12 protein-coding genes are annotated in these 18,172 nt (G+C 75.2%); 11 read left to right on the forward strand and 1 reads right to left on the reverse strand.

Going from position 1 to position 18,172, the window contains the following annotated elements; all coding sequences use genetic code 11:
• Positions 1 to 169: 169 nt before the first annotated feature.
• The gene (locus ABT015_RS23220) at positions 170 to 529 is read left to right on the forward strand and encodes a TadE family type IV pilus minor pilin (RefSeq protein WP_350882011.1); all 360 of its coding nucleotides are present in this window, start codon (positions 170 to 172) and stop codon (positions 527 to 529) included.
• Positions 517 to 1,017 carry an Rv3654c family TadE-like protein gene (locus ABT015_RS23225; RefSeq protein WP_350882013.1) on the forward strand — a complete coding sequence of 167 codons (501 nt, stop codon included), beginning with the start codon at positions 517 to 519 and terminating at the stop codon, positions 1,015 to 1,017. Before ABT015_RS23220 ends, ABT015_RS23225 begins: the two co-directional genes overlap by 13 nt.
• Here ABT015_RS23225 and ABT015_RS23230 read toward each other — a convergent pair.
• Entirely contained in the window at positions 1,012 to 3,480 is a 2,469-nt protein-coding gene (locus tag ABT015_RS23230) for a DEAD/DEAH box helicase (RefSeq protein ID WP_350882016.1), read from the reverse strand. The genes ABT015_RS23225 and ABT015_RS23230 overlap by 6 nt on opposite strands.
• A 221-nt stretch (positions 3,481 to 3,701) precedes the next feature.
• Here ABT015_RS23230 and bldG point away from each other — a divergent pair, with 221 nt between their 5' ends.
• The 9 genes from bldG (at position 3,702) to ABT015_RS23275 (ending at position 18,076) form a co-directional block, all read left to right on the forward strand.
• A complete protein-coding gene (gene bldG / locus ABT015_RS23235) occupies positions 3,702 to 4,043 on the forward strand; it encodes an anti-sigma factor antagonist BldG (protein WP_049659132.1) in 342 nt (113 codons plus the stop codon).
• 165 nt (positions 4,044 to 4,208) lie between these two features.
• Positions 4,209 to 4,628 carry an ATP-binding protein gene (locus ABT015_RS23240; protein WP_350882018.1) on the forward strand — a complete coding sequence of 140 codons (420 nt, stop codon included), beginning with the start codon at positions 4,209 to 4,211 and terminating at the stop codon, positions 4,626 to 4,628.
• Positions 4,629 to 5,038: 410 nt separating this feature from the next.
• Complete coding sequence (locus tag ABT015_RS23245; protein ID WP_350882020.1) at positions 5,039 to 5,764, forward strand: hypothetical protein; 726 nt, start codon at positions 5,039 to 5,041, stop codon at positions 5,762 to 5,764.
• A gap of 137 nt (positions 5,765 to 5,901) precedes the next feature.
• Complete coding sequence (locus ABT015_RS23250) at positions 5,902 to 7,434, forward strand: DUF7059 domain-containing protein (RefSeq protein WP_350882022.1); 1,533 nt, start codon at positions 5,902 to 5,904, stop codon at positions 7,432 to 7,434.
• Between the two features lie 246 nt (positions 7,435 to 7,680).
• Positions 7,681 to 8,139, forward strand: coding sequence for a DUF3592 domain-containing protein (locus ABT015_RS23255; protein ID WP_350882024.1), 459 nt, complete (start codon positions 7,681 to 7,683; stop codon positions 8,137 to 8,139).
• Positions 8,140 to 8,529: 390 nt separating this feature from the next.
• Positions 8,530 to 11,412 carry a type I DNA topoisomerase gene (topA, locus tag ABT015_RS23260; protein WP_350882026.1) on the forward strand — a complete coding sequence of 961 codons (2,883 nt, stop codon included), beginning with the start codon at positions 8,530 to 8,532 and terminating at the stop codon, positions 11,410 to 11,412.
• A 250-nt stretch (positions 11,413 to 11,662) separates the two neighbouring features.
• A complete protein-coding gene (gene tmk, locus ABT015_RS23265; RefSeq protein WP_350882028.1) occupies positions 11,663 to 15,178 on the forward strand; it encodes a dTMP kinase in 3,516 nt (1,171 codons plus the stop codon).
• Positions 15,179 to 15,464: 286 nt separating this feature from the next.
• Entirely contained in the window at positions 15,465 to 16,676 is a 1,212-nt protein-coding gene (locus ABT015_RS23270; RefSeq protein WP_350882096.1) for a DNA polymerase III subunit delta', read from the forward strand.
• A 266-nt stretch (positions 16,677 to 16,942) separates the two neighbouring features.
• Positions 16,943 to 18,076: an alpha/beta hydrolase gene (locus ABT015_RS23275; protein ID WP_350882030.1), complete on the forward strand. Its 1,134-nt coding sequence runs from the start codon at positions 16,943 to 16,945 to the stop codon at positions 18,074 to 18,076.
• The last annotated feature ends 96 nt before the right edge of the window (positions 18,077 to 18,172 follow it).

Below are 18,172 nucleotides of genomic sequence, written 5' to 3' on the forward strand. Positions count from 1 at the left end.
CGCCCCCACCGCATCGTGTCCCTCCGACGCCGCCGCGCGCCGCCTTCGGGTGGATGGCGGGAGGCCGAAGGTCCGCCCTGGCCTGGCGCCGGCACGTGGTGGCGGGCGGGCGTGGTCGCTGCGGCCGGGCCGGCGCGGTGATGCGGGCTTCGTCACGGCGGAGACCGCGGTGGCCCTGCCGGCGCTCGTCCTGCTCGCGGCGATGCTGATCTGGGGCGTGTTGGCGGCGGCCGCGCAGATCCGCTGTGTGGACGCGGCCCGGGTCGGGGCCAGGGCGGCCGCACGCGGGGAGGCGGACGCCGCCGAACTCGCCCGCGCGGCCGCGCCGCCGGGGGCTCAGGTGCGGGTGGCGATGGCGGCGGAGGTGGTGCGGGTGGAGGTGGACGCGCTGTGCGGGGCGCCGGGCAGGCTCGGCGGGTTGCTCGCGGTGCGGCTGGGCGCGACCGCGGTGGCGGCGCGGGAGGACACCCTCGTGGGGGTCACGGGAGGTGCGGGAATCGCGGGAGGTGGTGGTTCATGGCCGACCTGACCGGGGTGCGGTCGGGGGCGCGGCGGTGGGCGAGGACGCGTACCGCCCGGGCGGCCGCCGTCGGTGGGCGCGGGCCGGACGCCGGTTCGGCGACGGTCTGGCTGCTCGCCCTGGCGATGCTCGGCACGGCGGTCTTCGCCGGGACGATCGCGGTCGGAGCGGTGGTCGCCGCGCGGCACCGGGCCGAGTCCGCCGCCGACTTGGCGGCGCTCGCGGCCGCGGACCGGCTGCTGCTGGACCCGGACGGCGGGTGCGGGCAGGCCGAGGGGATCGCCTCCGCGCAGGGCGCCGGTCTGGTGTCCTGCACGGTGGACCGGACGGGGGACGCCGTCGAGGTGGTGGCCGAGGTGACGGTCGGTGGGCTGCCGGCGCGTCTGCCGGTCGGCCCGGCACGGGCGAGGGCGCGGGCCGGGCCGGTGCGGGCCGCGGTCACCGCCGCCGAGGACGGCCTCGGCGGGTCGACCGGCGGGTCGGCGGCGGGCTCATGAGCCGGTCGACGGCCCACCGTCCGCGCTCGGCTCGGGCTTCGTCCCGGAGTCCTTCTCGGAGTCCTTCCCGGGGTCCGACCCGTGGTTCGCTTCGGAGCTCGCTGAGGGGTCCGCCGTCCCGGAGCCTGCCGTCCCGGAGCCTGCCGTCCTGGGGGCGCCGGCCAGCAGGACGTCCAGCAGTTGGACGGCCGCGGCCTTGTCCAGCGGCTCGTTCCCGTTGCCGCACTTGGGTGACTGGACGCAGGACGGACAGCCGCGCTCGCACTCGCAGGAGGCGATCGCCTCGCGCGTGGCCGTCAGCCACTCGACGGCCCGTTGGAAGCCGCGTTCGGCGAAGCCGGCCCCGCCCGGGTGGCCGTCGTAGACGAACACGGTGGGCAGTTCGGTGTCGGGGTGCAGCGGGACGGAGACGCCGCCGATGTCCCAGCGGTCGCAGGTGGCGAACAGTGGCAGCAGGCCGATCGAGGCGTGTTCGGCGGCGTGGGCGGCGCCGGGCAGCTGGTCGAGCGGAAGGTCCGCGTCCAGTAGCTGGTCCTCGGTGACGGACCACCAGACCGCGCGGGTGCGCAGCGTGCGGGGCGGCAGGTCGAGCTTGCTCTCGCCCATGATCTCCCCGGTGGAGATCCGCTTCCGGAGGTAGCCGACCACCTGGTTGACCACCTCCACCGAACCGAAGCTGAGCCGGCCCTCGCCCCAGGCGACGGTGGTGTCGGTGTCGAGCACGGAGATGGAGGTGATGTCGCGGGCGGCCGTGGTGTACGGCGGGTCGGCCGGATCGACCAGGGCGACCGAGTTCTCCAGGTCGAGTTCCCGGACCAGGAAGGTGCGGCCCTGGTGCAGGTGGACGGCCCCGGTGTGGACGGTGGTGTGGGCGGCCGCGGCGTCCACCGTGCCGAGCAGGCGGCCGGTGTCGGCCTCGACGATCTGCACCGGGCTGCCGCCGCTGCCGCGCAGGTCGACGGCGTCGGCCGCGCGTTCGCGGCGGGTCCAGTACCAGGAGCCGTCGCTGCGCCGGCGCAGCAGGCCGCGCCGTTCCAGGACGGGCAGCAGCGGTGCGGTGGAGGGGCCGAACAGCTCCAGGTCGGCGTCGGTGAGCGGGAGTTCGGCGGCTGCCGCGCACAGGTGCGGCGCGAGCACGTGGGGGTTGTCCGGGTCGAGCACGGTGGCTTCGACGGGCGCCGCGAACAGCGCCTCCGGGTGGTGCACCAGGTAGGTGTCGAGCGGGTCGTCCCGGGCGATCAGGACGGCCAGCGCGCCCTGGGCCTCGCGGCCCGCCCGCCCGGCCTGCTGCCAGAGCGAGGCCCGGGTGCCGGGGTAGCCGGCCATCAGGACGGCGTCGAGGCCGGAGACGTCGACGCCGAGTTCGAGAGCGGAGGTGGAGGCGAGTCCGAGCAGTCGGCCGGTGTGCAGCGCGCGTTCCAGGGCCCGGCGTTCGTCGGCGAGGTAGCCGCCGCGGTAGGCGGCCACCCGGTCGGCGAGCGGTCGGCCGAGCTGGTCCTGGGTCTGGAGGGCGACGAGTTCGGCGGCCCGGCGGGAGCGGACGAAGACGACGGTGCGGGTCTGGCGCTCGACCAGGTCGGTCAGCAGGTGCGCGGCCTCGGCGGTGGCCGTGCGGCGGACGGGCGCGCCGTGTTCGCCGACGTTCTCGGTCAGCGGCGGCTCCCAGAGGCCGAAGACCATCGGTCCGCGCGGCGAGGCGTCCTCGGTGACCGCCCGGGCGGGCAGGCCGGTCAGGCGCTCGGCGGTGGCGGCCGGGTCGGCGGTGGTGGCGGAGGCGAGCAGGAAGGTGGGTGACGACCCGTATCGGGCGCAGACGCGGCGCAGCCGCCGGAGCACCTGGGCGACGTGCGAGCCGAACACGCCCCGGTAGCTGTGGCACTCGTCGACGACCACGTAGCGCAGCACCTTGAGGAAGGAGGCCCAGCGGGCGTGGGCGGGCAGGATGCCGCGGTGCAGCATGTCCGGGTTGGTGAGCACGTACGAGGCGTACTGGCGGACCCACTCGCGTTCCTCGGGCGGGGTGTCGCCGTCGTAGAGGGCGGGTCTGACCCGGGGTGGGGCGAGTTCGGCGGCCCGGCGGCGCTGGTCGGCGGCGAGCGCCTTGGTCGGGGCGAGGTAGAGCGCGGTGGCGCCGCGGCCGTTGCGGGCCTCGGTGCCGTCCAGCAGGTCGCTGAGGACCGGGGCCAGGTAGCCGAGCGACTTGCCCGAGGCGGTGCCTGTGGCGATCACCACAGTCTGACCGCTTTTGGCCAGTTTCATCGCTTCTGCCTGGTGCGCCCAGGGCTGCTCCACACCGACGGCGAGCGCGGCGGCCACGATCTCGGACCGGATCGACTCGGGCCACGGCGCATAACGCGCAGGTCGGGCGGGAAGGTGCTCCGTATGGGTGAGCCGATCGGACCGCCCCCGGCTGGTGGACAGGGTCGTGAGCAGTGCCTCGGGCAGGCTGTGTCGGGGCGGCATGAGGACCCAGTGTGTCACCGGCGTGACGCAGAATCGTCGTAAGCCATCGTGCGGGCATGGTCGCAGGTGGTTGAATGTGGCCGTGACGGCCGGATGGCCGTGGGTCGCAGCGCCGAGGCTTGCCACGTGTGGCTGGGTGCGCCCGGGCTCGCGACCATGCGGTGGCGGCCGGCCGGCCGAGGATCGCACATGACGTAGCAAGGCAAGGTGCTGGAGGTTCCGTGGACCTGTCCCTGTCGACCCGTTCAGTCGGCGATCGTACGGTCGTCGAGGTTGGCGGCGAGATCGATGTGTACACCGCCCCGAAGCTGCGGGAGCAGCTGGTCGAGCTCGTCAACGACGGCAAGTACCACCTCGTCGTCGACATGGAAGGCGTTGACTTCCTCGACTCGACCGGCCTCGGTGTGCTGGTGGGCGGTCTGAAGCGGGTGCGTGCCCACGAGGGCTCGCTGCGCCTGGTCTGCAACCAGGAGCGCATCCTGAAGATTTTCCGCATCACCGGCCTGACCAAGGTCTTCCCGATCCACACCTCGGTGGACGACGCGGTCAACGCGACCGACTGACGCGGCCGGGCCGGCCCGTGCCCGTGGTGGCCGGCCCGTTCGTCCCACGCGTCCGGGGTGCCGGGGCCTGCTGGCCCCGGTGCTTCCCGGCCGCCCAGGGGCCGGTTCCGCCGGCCCGCAGGGGCCGCATCGTCGGCCCCGGTCGGAGCACCCCGAAGGGGAGAGATGGCAACCGTCGAACTTCGATTCAGCGCGCTTCCGGAGCACGTGCGAACGGCCCGGCTGGTCGCCGCGGCCGTCGCGAGACGGGCCGGGGTCGACGAGTCGGTGCTCGACGAGGTACGGCTCGCGGTCGGTGAGGCCTGCTCCCGTGCGGTCGGCCTGCACCAGCGCGGCGGCATCGGCGGCACGGTTCGGGTCGCGTTGACCGACCAGGAGAAGCGTTTCCTCATCGAGGTCGAGGACGAGGCCGGCCCCGCCGCCGTCCCGGCCCCCGGCGCCGCCGAGGAGGCGGACCCGGACGAGGACACCCTCGGCCTCGCGGTGATCACCGGCCTGGTCGAGGACCTGGAGGTCACCAACGGTACGGACGGCGGCCTGATCCGGATGAGCTGGCCGGTCTCGGTCGAGTCCGTGGTGGTTTGAGGGCCCGACCTCCGGCGTGCCTCGTGCGGCCCCAGGTGGTCCAGGCGCCGGCTCAGTCCTTGGGCCAGTCCTCGGGACGCGTTGACACACGCTGTTGAACCTGGCGGTCCGCTGCTTCCGGTGCGACCGGGTCCGATCGGTGATCGGACCCGTCGCGAAGAGGAAGCCCATGCGGATCCGCGTTCTGCGGCCGGGCGACAGGGCGGGCAGGGCGGGCAGGACCAGCTGGTCAAGGTGAGCATCTGGGCGAAGAGGTCTACTTCGGCACGCCGGTCGGCGTGCTGCGCGCCTGAGCGGGGCCGGGCACCCCGGTGGGGCGACCCGGGGCCCGGGAACCGGGCGCCGGGCGGCGGACATCGGCCGTGTAGGTTCGACGACCGAAGACGACCGAAACCGAAAGGCTCCTCCCGGTGAACAAGCGACTGCTGGCCGTACCCGTCCTCGGCGCGCTGCTCGCGTTCGGCGCCGTCGGCTGCGGCGGCGACGACAACGGCAAGCAGCTGGAGTCCTGGGCGTCGAACGTCTGCGGCTCGGCCAAGGACCCGATCGTCCAGGCGCAGGCCGCGCTCGCCGACACCGCCCAGGTGAAGACCGGCGAGACCCCGACCGAGCTGCAGAAGCGGCTCTCGACGGACATCGGGCGCCTGGCCAAGACCAACCAGGACATCGCGGCGGCCATCACCGCGGCCGGGGTGCCCAAGGTGAAGGACGGCGCGAACCTGCAGAAGGACGCCGTCGACGAGTTGACCAAGGCGGCCGACGGCTATCAGGACATCCAGAAGAAGCTGGATGCCGTGACCAACACCGACCAGTCGAAGTTCGCGGACGGGCTGCGCAGCATCTCGGACCAGATCCAGCAGCTGGCCTCGCTGTCCACGCAGGCGCAGGGCAAGCTGCAGCGCGGCGACCTCGGCGCGGCCATGGCCAAGCAGGACGGCTGCAAGCCCGCCGCCGCGGCCCCGGGCGGCGCGTCCGCCACCCCGAGCGCCGGGGCGCCCGGCGGAACGCCCACGCCGGGCGCGACGGACGGCGCGAGCCCGTCGACCGCCCCCTCCGCAGGCACCGACACCACCCCGGCGAGCCCGCCCGCCGCCCCGCCGACCACCCCGACCACCCCCGTGCCCAGCGCGAGCTGAGCCCGGGGCCCGGCGGGCCGGCCGCTCCGGCGCCGGTCCGGAGGGTGCCCGGCCCGGCCCCCGATCCGACCTCGATCCGCCCTCGATCCGCCCCGGACCCGGCGGCCGCCCGGTCCGGGGCGGGGGACAATGGCGGGGTGATCAGTAGCCCCGTTCTCGACCAGACCCGCCTCGCCAAGTTGCGTGAGGCGCTGCTCGCCGCCTCGTTCACCGCCGATGGCTGCCTCGACCTGCTCGGGCCCACCGGCTATGCGGCGTTGGCCCGTAGCGAGGCCGTGCCGGCGCTGCGGGCGACCAGGGGCGGCAGCCCGCTGGAGACGCTGGTCCGGCTGTTCCTGCTCCAGCAGCCGGTGCCGTACCGGGCGGCCGCGGCCGCGCTGCCGGTCGAGGACTGCCTGGCCGACGGCTGGCTGCGCTCCGACGGTGAACTGGTGCGGGCGACGGTGGACGTCCGGCCGTACGCCAACGAAGTGGCCGGGATGGACAGTTCGGACGCCTGGGTGGTGTCCGACCTGGGCTGCGCGGTGGGTGGCGCGGGCGGCATCGGATCCGGCGAGACCGCGCACGGGGTGGCCCGCAAGGACCTGGTGCTCGGGGTCGGCGGCGCGTCGACGACGCTGGCCAACATCACCGTGCGCCGTCCGGTCCGGTCCGCGCTGGACCTCGGTTCGGGTTCCGGCGTGCAGGCGCTGCACGCGGCCCGGCACGCCGGGCAGGTGACGGCCACCGACCTGAACCCGCGCGCGCTGCGCTTCTCCGAGCTGACCCTGGCGCTGTCCGGTTTCGAGCGGCGGGAGGCGCTCACCGGCAGCCTCTTCGAGCCGGTCGGGGAGCGCCGGTTCGACCTGATCGTCTCCAACCCGCCGTTCGTGATCTCGCCGGCCGGCCGGTTCACCTACCGCGACGGCGGCATGGCCGGCGACGACCTGTGCCGCAGCCTGGTCCGCTCGGCCGCCGACCACCTGGAGCCGGGCGGCTACTGTCAGTTGCTCGCCAACTGGCAGCACGTCAAGGGCGAGGACTGGCACGAGCGCCTGGCCGGCTGGGTGGCGGGTACCGGGCTGGACGCCTGGATCGTCCAGCGGGAGGTCCAGGACGTCGCCCAGTACGCCGAGTTGTGGCTGCGGGACGGCGGCGATCACCGCGGTCCGGGCGGCGACTACCAGGCCCGGTACGGCGAGTGGCTGGACGCCTTCGAGGCGGGCCGGGTCGAGGGCGTCGGCATGGGCTGGATCACCCTGCGGGCGAGCGGCGCGGAGCGCCCGACCGTCCGGGTGGAGGAGTGGCCGCACCCGGTGGAGCAGCCGCTGGGCCCGCACATCGAGGAGTGGTTCGACCGGCAGGACTTCCTGCGTTCGCACGACGACGCGGGCCTGCTCGCGACCCGTTACGTGCTGGCCGACGAGGTGGTTCAGGAGCAGGTCGGCGAGCCGGGCGCGGAGGACCCGGAGCACGTGATCCTGCGTCACAACCGGGGCATGCGGCGGGCCACCAAGGTGGACACGGTGGGTGCCGGTTTCGTCGGGGTCTGTGATGGTTCGCTGTCGGCGGGCGAGATCGTGGACGCCATCGCGCAGTTGCTCGGCGAGGACCGGGTGGTCCTGCGGGACCGGGTGCCCGAGTCGCTGCGGCTGCTGACCGAGCAGGGGTTCATCCGCCCGGCGGGCTGACCCGGCAACCTGACCCGGCAACCTGGCGCGGCGCACCTGGCGCGGCGCCTCGGGGTCATGCGCCCGGGCGCGGCGCCCCGGCGCGATGCCCGGCGCGGCACCCCCGGCGGGGGCGGTCGGCGCCGGTTCACCTTCCCGTACTCCCCGGTTCGTCCGGCGGTCTCCGGTCGGCCGCCGCGCGTTGGCCCCCTGCTGTGAGGCTCTGTCCACAGGCTGTGGACAGAGCTGGGGAGCCGGGGGCCAGGGGTGGACACGACGACGGCGACGGTGGGCGGGCTGGTGCTCGCCCTCTTCGGTGGCGTGCTGCTGCTCTGGTGCGCCGCCGAGGTGCGCCTGCGCCACCGGGTCCGCCGCTCGGGGGCGTCGGCGGTGGCCACGGTCGTGGCCGAGGACGAGGCGCACGGCCAGCTCGACAGCGCCCCGCTGCTCTCCTTCTCCGTCCTGCCCCCGGTCGAGGGGGCCGGGGCGGGCCGGATCGCCGAACTGGTGCTCACCCGTCCGCGCGGACACACCCCGCTGCGCCGTCCGGACCGCTTCACTCCGGGCGCCCCGGTGCGGATCTGCTACGACCCGCGTCGCCCGAGCCGGGTGGTGCTGGCGGCCGGGGAGGTCCGCCGGGCCGCCGTCGCCGACCTGCTGTGGAGCGTGCTCGGCATGGGTTGTCTGGCGGCGGGTGCCGGGCTGCTCGCGGCGGTCAACGGCTGAATCCGGGGCGTGCGCCCGGCCCCGGTCGGGCTCGCCGGGAACCGGTGGCCGGCGCTCTGCGGAGGCCTCGCTGCGGCTCTCCGCAGGGTCGTCGATATTCCGTTGACAGATTTTGAAATCCGTCATTCCATCCTCCGGAACCCGCCGAAGCCCCCCTCCACGGGGCGCGAACCTCCGTCATCGGGTTACCGTTCGAGTGGCGTCGGCGAGCCCGGCAAAGTGAAAACGCGGGATCCTTCCGTTTGACAAGGGTGGCCGGGGTACGGTCACACTCCGCTGGTGGGGTCGTCGTACAGCGGCAGCCCCGGGATGGTGGAGGGGTCGGGCGGAGCGCAGCCCGTGCTGCCGGCGCCGACCAGCCCACATAAGGACCGGGAGAGAAGAGCGAAGGTGTCCCCGAGCAGCGAGACCGCGCACGGACAGCGACTCGTCATTGTCGAGTCGCCGGCCAAGGCGAAGACGATCAAGGGCTACCTGGGCCCCGGCTACATCGTCGAGGCGAGCGTCGGGCACATCCGCGACCTCCCCAGCACCGCGGCGGAGGTGCCGGACAAGTACACCGGCGAGGTGCGCCGCCTCGGGGTGGACGTCGACCACGACTTCGCCCCCATCTACGTGGTCAACGCGGACAAGAAGTCCCAGGTCAGCAAGTTGAAGTCGCTGCTCGCGGAGTCCGACGAGCTCTTCCTCGCCACCGATGAGGACCGCGAGGGCGAGGCCATCGCGTGGCACCTCCAGCAGGTGCTCAAGCCCAAGGTGCCGGTGCACCGGATGGTCTTCCACGAGATCACCAAGACGGCGATCCAGGAGGCGGTGGCCAACCCGCGCGAGCTCAACCAGCGCCTGGTCGACGCCCAGGAGACCCGCCGCATCCTCGACCGCCTCTACGGCTTCGAGGTCTCGCCGGTGCTGTGGAAGAAGGTCATGCCGAAGCTGTCGGCGGGCCGGGTGCAGTCCGTCGCGACCCGGCTGGTGGTCGAGCGCGAGCGCGAGCGGATCGCCTTCCGCACCGCCTCGTACTGGGACCTGGTCGGCACCTTCGGCACCGGCCGCACCCCGGCCGACGCGGCCAACCCGGAGACCCTCGGCGCCCGGCTCTCCTCGGTGGACGGCAAGCGGATCGCCACCGGCCGCGACTTCGGCTCGGACGGCCGGTTGAAGGCCGGCAGCGCCAACACCCTGCACCTGGACGAGCAGGCCGCCCGGCAGCTGGCCGCCGCCCTGGAGCAGACCGCGTTCAGCGTCCGCAGCGTCGAGTCCAAGCCCTACCGCCGCTCGCCGTACGCGCCGTTCCGCACCACCACGCTCCAGCAGGAGGCCAGCCGCAAGCTGGGCTTCGGCGCCAAGCGGACCATGCAGGTGGCCCAGAAGCTGTACGAGAACGGCTTCATCACCTATATGCGTACCGACTCCACCACGCTGTCGGAGACCGCGATCTCCGCCGCCCGCGCGCAGGTCACCCAGCTGTACGGCGCCGACTACCTGCCGGACGCCCCGCGCACCTACGCCAGCAAGGTCAAGAACGCGCAGGAGGCGCACGAGGCCGTCCGCCCCTCCGGCGACCGCTTCCGCACCCCCGCCGAGACCGGCCTGACCGGCGACGACTTCCGGCTCTACGAGCTGATCTGGATGCGCACCGTCGCCTCCCAGATGAAGGACGCGGTCGGCCAGTCGGTGACCGTCAAGGTCGGCGGCGCGTCCGCGGACGGCCGTGACGTCGAGTTCTCCGCCTCCGGCAAGATCATCACCTTCCACGGCTTCCTCAAGGCCTACGTCGAGGGCGCGGACGACCCGAACGCCGAGCTGGACGACCGCGAGCGCCGGCTGCCGCAGGTCGTCGAGGGCGACCCGCTGGCCGCCGAGCAGCTCACCCCCGAGGGCCACGCCACCAAGCCGCCGGCCCGCTACACCGAGGCCTCGCTGGTCAAGGAGCTGGAGGACCGCGAGATCGGTCGCCCCTCCACCTACGCGTCGATCATCGACACGATCATCCAGCGCCGGTACGTGTTCAAGAAGGGGACGGCGCTCGTCCCGTCCTTCCTCTCCTTCGCCGTGGTCAACCTCCTGGAGAAGCACTTCGGCCGGCTGGTCGACTACGACTTCACCGCCAAGATGGAGGACGACCTCGACCGGATCGCGGCCGGCGAGGCCAAGTCCGTGCCGTGGCTGAAGCGCTTCTACTTCGGCGAGGGCGACGGCCACGCGACCGGCGGCGCCGCCGAGGCCGGCAACGGCGACGGCGACCACCTGGGCGGTCTGAAGGAACTGGTCACCGACCTCGGCGCGATCGACGCCCGGGAGATCAGCTCGTTCCGGATCAGCGACGGCATCACCCTGCGGGTCGGCCGCTACGGCCCGTACGTCGAGCGCGCCTCCGAGGTCGAGGGCGAGCCCGGCCAGCGCGCCGACATCCCCGACGACCTGCCGCCGGACGAGCTCACCGTCGAGCTGGCCGAGGAACTGCTGGCCAAGCCCAGCGGCGACTTCGAGCTCGGTCCGGACCCGGTCAGCGGCAACATGCTGGTCGCCAAGGACGGCCGCTACGGCCCCTACGTGACCGAGATCCTGCCCGAGGGCACGCCCAAGACCGGCAAGAACGCGGTCAAGCCGCGCACCGCCTCGCTGCTGAAGACGATGTCGCTGGACGCCGTCACCCTGGAGGACGCGCTGCGGCTGCTCTCGCTGCCGCGCGTGGTCGGCGCCGACGCCGAGGGTGTGGAGATCACCGCGCAGAACGGCCGCTACGGCCCGTACCTCAAGCGCGGCACCGACTCCCGCTCGCTCACCAGCGAGGAGCAGATGTTCACGGTCACCCTGGAGGAGGCCCTGGCCATCTACGCCCAGCCCAAGCAGCGCGGCCGGGCCGCCGCCGCCCCGCCGCTCAAGGAGCTGGGCACCGACCCGGTCAGCGAGCGCCCCGTCGTGGTCAAGGACGGCCGCTTCGGACCGTACGTGACCGACGGCGAGACCAACGCCACGCTCCGCAAGGACGACGAGGTCGAGACCATCACGCCGGAGCGCGGCTACGAGCTGCTCGCCGAGAAGCGGGCGCGCGGGCCGGTGAAGAAGACGGCGAAGAAGGCCCCGGCCAAGAAGGCGACCGCCAAGAAGGCGACGGCGACCAAGACCGCGGCCACCAAGACCGCGGCCGCGAAGAAGACCGCCGCCAAGAAGACCGCGACGAAGGCGACGGCGACGAAGGCGACCGCGGCGAAGAAGACGGCGGCGAAGAAGACCGCCGTCGGGAAGGCCGCGGCCACCGACGAGGGCTGATCTCCTCCGGATCTCCTCCGGATCCTCCGGCAGGGGCTCCGTCGGTGCCGCTGCCGGCGCCTTCGCCAGTGCCTTCGCCGGCGTCTCCGCCAGTGCCCCGCCGGCGCTCACGGGCCCGCGACCCCACCCCGGGGACGCGGGCCCGAGGCCGGTCGGACGGTGTGCGCGGAACGTCACAACCCGGTGATGAGCGGGATCCGGAACCCCGTTCATCTCATTCCGGTCAACCCCAGCCCGCTACGCTGACCGTATGACGAGCGAGGAGCAGCCCACCCCCAGCGCCGCCCCGGCCGCCCGCGACGCCACGTCCGGGCTGCCCGAGGTCGCGCCAGCCGGGACCCCGGTCGACCGGGCTCGCGCGCTGCTGCGGACGCGCCCCTACCGGCGCCTGTGGACCACCCAGCTGATCGGCGGCACCGCCGACCGGCTCGGCCTGTTGGCGCTGCTCGCGCTCACCGTGGTCGCCGTCGCCCTCGGCGGCCAGTTCGGCGACCTGCCGCGCAGCCTCGCCTTCGCCGTCACGGCGGTCCTCGCCGTCCGGCTGGCGGCCACCGGGCTGGTCGGCGTCGCGCTGCTCGGGCCGGTGCACCGGCTGGTCGCCGGCCGGCTGGACCGGCGCTGGACGCTGTTCGGCGCCGACGCGCTGTGCGCTCTGTTGATCGGCCTCGCCCCCTGGTGGACCGTCTGGCTGGGCTCCGGCCCGAAGCCCTCCGGCGGCGCCGCCTACGTCCTGCTCGCCACCGTGTTCGTCACCGGTGCCGCCGAGCGGGTCCGGGGGATCGCCAAGGACGCCGCCGTCCCCGGCCTGCTGCCGCCCGCCGATCCGTACGCCCCCGCCGCCGAGCAGCGGCCCGCCGCCGCCCACCTGGACACCGTCCGGAGCATCGACCGCTTCACCGGCTGGGCCACCCTGCCGCTCGCGGCCGCCGGCCTGGTCGCCCTCACCCTGCTGAACAACATCGGCGCGGCGCTCGGCTCGGACTGGCTCCGCGCCCACCAGGTCACCTTCGCCGCGCTCGGCGCGGCCGGCCTGTTCGCCGCCTCGGCCGCCCGCGACTACCTCCAGCAGCTGCCCGTCGGCCCGGTGACCGTCGCCCCGCGCTCGCCGCTGCAGGGCCTGCGCGCCCCCACCGACGCGACCCCCGGCCCCGCGCTGAGCAAGGGCCGCACCGGCAGCGCCCCGTACTTCACCTTCGCCGTCGCCGCCGGGTACGCCTCGATGGCCGGCGTCGCCGCGCTCGCGCTGCTCACCGCCGCCGAGCACCGCGCCGGGCCGATCGGCTACGGCCTGCTGGTGCTCGCCGCCACCGCGGCGCCCGCCCTCGGCTCCCGGCTCACCCGGGCCACGCTGCCCGCGCTCTCCCGCCGCCGCCTGCTCGCGCTGGCGCTGCTCACCGAGGGCGTGGCGCTGATCCTGGCCGGGCTGGTGCTGGACTTCGTCCTCGTCCTGGCCCTCACCGTGCTGGCCGGCCTCACCGCCGGGATCGTCGTCTCCGCCGGGCGCACCCTGCTCGGCCAGGAGGTCGAGGAAGCCCGGCTGCCGAAGGTCACCGAGCACCTGTACGCGGTGCTGCGGGTCGTGGTCGGCGCCGCGCTGGTCGTCGTCCCGCTGATCGCCGCGGCGTACGGGGATGTCGAGTACGGCGCGGTCGAGCCCGGCTCGTTCACCTTCATCCACGGCGGCGCGGCTCTCGCCGTCGCCACCTCGGGGCTGCTCACGCTCGTGCTCGCCGCCGTCGTCCTGCTGCGGACCGACGACCGGCGCGGCACCGCGCCCTTCGGCCGGGACCTGGTCGACGCGGTGCGCGGCGCCGTCGGCCCGGCCCCGCGCCAGGGCGCCGGCACCGGCTTCTTCATCGCCCTGGAGGGCGGCGACGGCGCCGGCAAGTCCACCCAGGCCCAGGCGCTCGCCGAGTGGATCCGCGGCAAGGGGCACGAGGTCGTGCTCACCCGCGAGCCCGGCGGCAGCCCGGTCGGCCAGCGGCTGCGCGGCCTCGTCCTGGACGTCGGCAACACCGGCCTGTCGCACCGCGCCGAGGCGCTGATCTACGCCGCCGACCGGGCCGAGCACGTCGAGAACGTCATCCGGCCGGCCCTCGCCCGCGGCGCCGTGGTGATCACCGACCGGTACATGGACTCCTCCATCGCCTACCAGGGCGCCGGGCGCGACCTGGCCGCCACCGAGGTCGCCAGGATCTCCCGCTGGGCGACCGGCGGGCTGCTGCCCGACCTGACCGTCGTCCTGGACGTCGACCCGACCAGGGCCCGGGAGCGCTTCACCGAGGCGCTCGACCGGCTGGAGTCCGAGCCCACCGAGTTCCATCAGCGGGTCCGGGCCGGCTTCCTCGCCCTCGCGGCCGCCGACCCGGCGCGCTACCTGGTCGTCGACGGCAGCCAGGCCCCCGGCTTCGTCACCACCGCGATCCGGCACCGGCTCGACCGCGAGCTGCCGCTCTCCGAGCAGGAGAAGGCCGCCCGCGCCGAGCAGGAGCGGCTCGCCCGCGAGGAGGCCGAGCGCCGCGCCGCCGAGGAGGCCCGCAAGAAGGCCGAGGCCGAGGCCGCCGAGCGCAAGCGGCAGGAAGTGCTGGCGCAGCTGCGGGCCGAACAGGCCGAGCAGGAGCGGCTGGCCAAGGAGGAGGCCGAGCGGGCCGCCGCCGAGGCCCGGCGCAAGGCCGAGGAGGAGGCCCGCCGCCGGGCGGAGGAGGAAGCCCGCCGCCGCGCCGCGGAAGAGGCCGAGCGGAAGGCCGAGGAGGACGCCCGACTGGCGGCGGAGGCCGCCGAGCGCAAGCGCCTCGCCGACGAGGCGGCCGCCCAGGCGGAGCTCCAGCGGCAGCGCGAGCTCCAGCGCGAGGAGCAGCGCCGCCGGGCGGAGGAGGCGCTGCAGCGGGCCGAGGAGGCCCGGCTGGCGCAGGCCGCCGCGCTCGCGGCCGCGGCTGCGGCGGCGCAGACGACGGCGGATCGGGCGGCGGCGGGTTCGGCTGCTGGTCAGGCCGCTGGTCGGGCCGCCGGTTCGGCCCCCGGGGATGCGGTGACCACCGAGCTGCGGGCCGTCCGGGACGTCCCGGGGGCGGGGTCCGTGGGCACTCCCGGGCCCGGTGGGACCGACGAGGCGACGCGGGAGCTGTCGCTGCGGGACAGCCGGGCGGCCGTCCGGGCGGCGGAGGCTGCCGACGCGACCGCCCAGCTGCCGGTCGTCCCGCCGACCGCCGTGGACGAGACGGCCGTGCTGCCGAAGATCACGGAGGAGGCGGACCGGACCGCTGTGCTGCCGAGGGTCACGGAGGAGGCGGACCGGACCGCTGTGCTGCCGCGGGTCGAGCCGGGGCGTCCGGCGCCGGAGCGTCCTGTGTCGGGGCGTCCTGTGTCGGGGCGTTCTGCTCCGGAGCGTCCGGCACCGGGCCGGGTGGAGCCGGGCCGCGCGGGAGCGGGCCGTACCGAGGACCGGGTGCCGCCGGGGCTGTGGCGCGAGGAGCCGGTGGACAGCACCCGCGAGCTGCCGGTGGTCGGCGACGAGCCGCAGCCCGCCGACGAGTCGCAGGCCACCGCCGAGCGACCCCGGCCGGAGTGGGCCGAGGAGACGCCGATGGACGACCTGCCGAGCCTCACCGACACCCTGCTCGGCTCGCGTGACGAGTGGGCGCGCTGGAATCACGGCGGCCCGGCCCCGCAGGACCCGCGTGGCGGCCAGGACCGGCCCGCCCCCGGTGGCGACCAGGGCGAGGGCGGCGGCAAGGGCAAGGGCCGTCGCTGGGGCCGTCGGGGCTGACCTCGGGCTGCGGCGGTACGGACGACGGTCGACGGTAGGACAGCGGTACGGACGGCGGGTCGACGGTAGGACAGCGGTACGGACGGCGGGCGTCGTCGTCGGGGTGGAGAGCCCCGGCGGCGCCGCCCGTCGCCGTCGGCGGCGGGGCGCCTCCTCCGGTGGTGGGGCGGCGCCTCCTTCGGCGGCGGGCGCCCCGGAGGGCGCCGTGGCTGTCGGAGCGGACACGTATGCTCGACGGCGGGGAAGAGGCGCCAGGAGCGCTGCCGTACGGAGCTTGGGAGCAGCAGTGGCCGTCTGGGACGACCTGGTGGGCCAGGAGCGGGTGGTCGAGCAGCTGACCGCCGCCGCCCGGTCGGCCGGGGCGACGATCGCGGCGGGCCGCGGAGCCGGCCCGCAGCCGGGCGGGAACGCCTCCCTGATGACGCACGCCTGGCTGTTCACCGGCCCGCCCGGGGCCGGGCAGGTCACCGCCGCGCGCTCGTTCGCCGCGGCCCTCCAGTGCACCAGTCCGGACCTCGCGCTCGGTGGTACGCCCGGCTGCGGGTTCTGCGACGGCTGCCACACCGTGCTGGCCGGCAGCCACGCCGACGTCAAGTACGTCCGGACCGACGGCCTGTCCATCGGCGTCGGCGACATGCGCGAGCTCGTGCTGCGCGCCTCCAGCTACCCGACCGGCGGCCGCTGGTCGGTGATCCTGGTCGACGCCGCTCACCGGCTCACCGAGGCCGCCGCGAACGCGCTGCTCAAGGGCGTGGAGGAGCCCTCCCCACGCACCGTCTGGCTGCTCTGCGCCCCCTCCGTCCAGGACGTGCTGCCGACCATCCGGTCGCGCTGCCGCCTGCTCGTCCTGCGCACGCCCGCCGCCGAGGCCGTCGCCGACATGCTGGTCCGCCGCGACGGCGTCGACCCGGAGACGGCCCGGCTGGCCGCGCTCGCCGGGCAGGGCGACGTCGAGCGCGCGCGCCGCCTCGCCGTCGACGACCAGGCCCGCACCCGCCGCGCCGAGGTGCTGCGGATCCCGCTGGAGGTCGCCGACATCGGCGGCTGCCTGGCCGCCGCCCAGCGCCTCGTCGACACCGCCAAGGCCGACGCCGAGGCGCTCGCGGAGACCCAGGACGCCAAGGAGACCGGCGACCTGAAGGCCGCCTACGGCGCAGCCGAGGGCAGCAAGGCGCCGCGCGGCATGGCCGGGGCGGTCAAGGAACTGGAGAAACGGCAGAAGAGCCGGGCCACCCGCACCCGCCGGGAGACCCTCGGCGTCGCGCTGCTCGACCTGCTCGGCTTCTACCGGGACGTGCTCGCGCTGCAGCTCGGCTCCGGCGGCACCCTCGCCAACGAGGACCAGCGGCAGGCCCTGAACCGGGTCGCGCAGGACGGCCCGCCGGAGGGCACGCTGCGCCGGATCGAGGCGGTGCTCGCCTGCCGGCAGGCGCTGGACCGGAACGTGGACCCGCTGCTCGCCGTCGAGGCGATGACGGTGGCGCTGCGCGCGGGCTGAGCTGGACCCTGTGCTGCCGGGCCGCCGGGCCGTTCGGGCCGTTCGGGGTGGGCCTGTCGGGCTGAGCACCCGGCGTAGGCCTCCCGGAGCCGTCCCGTTGTCCCACCTTCGAGTGAATGATCGATACGCGCCGGGCACACCCGCGTGTGACCGTCCGCCCGTTGTGCACGCTGGGGGCCGACTGTGCCCCGGTGCGGGGCCGTCGCCCCCCCGTACGGCACCGGGTCCCGTCCGGCGCCGGCCCTCCTCCCGAGGCGGTGCGTCCCATGGTTCGTTCGCTCCTCGTCATCCCTCTGCTGATGGCCGCGCTGGGCGGGATCTGGCTGGCCCGCGGCGCGCTCCAGCGCTGGCGCGACCTGCGCGCCGCCGCGACCTACGAACTGGCCGGTGAACGCTGGCCGATGCTGGTGCGGGCGGCCGGAGCGATGATCTGCGGAGTCTGCGTCACCGCGTTGACGCTGCTCACGGCGCTCGGGGCGTTCGGCGGCCTGACCCCCCGCGGCCAGGAATCGGACCGGGCCGAGCCGGTGGTCGACGCGGCGGGTGCGGGCCCTGGCGGGGGACCGGCGGTTCGGCAGCAGCCGGTGCCGCCCGTCGTGGCGGAGCCGGCCGCGGCCTCCGCCGCCCCGTCGGCCGCCGTGATCCACTTCGACGGCGTCGGCCAGCCGGGCGGCGGCGAGCTGCTGCAGTCCGCCGTGCCCGGCCCGGACGGGCAGCCGCGTACCGTCCGGGTCTGGCTGCCGCCGCAGTACGCCAAGGAGCCGAACGCGCGCTTCCCGGTCGTCGTGATGCAGGCGGCCACCCCGCGCAAGACCGCCGACGCCGAGGTCCCGGACGTCTTCGAGGGCCTCACCGCGGCCCTGCAGACCGGCCGCGCCCGCCCCTTCATCCTGGTCGCCCCCGAAGCGCCGAACGGCACCGCGCACCCCTGCGACCTGGTCGCCGCCGCGCCGGCCGCCGTCGCCGACGACGAGACGCTGCGTGCCGCCATCGCCGCCTCGTTCCGCATCCTGGCACCCGGCCCGGCCTCCTGGGGAACCCTCGGCGTCGAGGGCGGTGCGCCGTGCGCGGCCGCCGCCGGGCTGTCCCGTCCCGACCTGTACGGCGCCACCGCCGCGGTGTCCGGCCGCTACGACGCCGCCGCGCTCACCCAGGCCGGAGCCGAGGCCCCGGCCGGCAGCGCGGCGAAGCTCCTGCTGGCCGCGGCCAAGGCCGACACGGCCGGGCTGGACGCGGCCCGCAAGCTCCAGGCGGCGCTCCAGGCCGGGGCCGGACCGGCGGCCAAGGCCGAGGTGAAGATCTCCGACAACGTGCAGGACTACACCCCCGACCGGGAGCGGATGCGGCTCGTCCGGCAGGCGGCGCAGTACCTGGCCGACGCGCTGGCCAAGGCGTCCTGAGCCGCCGGCCCGGACGGGGCGGTGCCGCCCGGTGCCCGTGGCGGGTGCCGGGCGGCGTGCTGTGGTGCAATGCGAGTCGGGTCGCCGGGCGACGAC

Origin of the sequence: Kitasatospora sp. NPDC094016 (assembly GCF_040304045.1) — a bacterium.
Taxonomy (GTDB): domain Bacteria; phylum Actinomycetota; class Actinomycetes; order Streptomycetales; family Streptomycetaceae; genus Kitasatospora.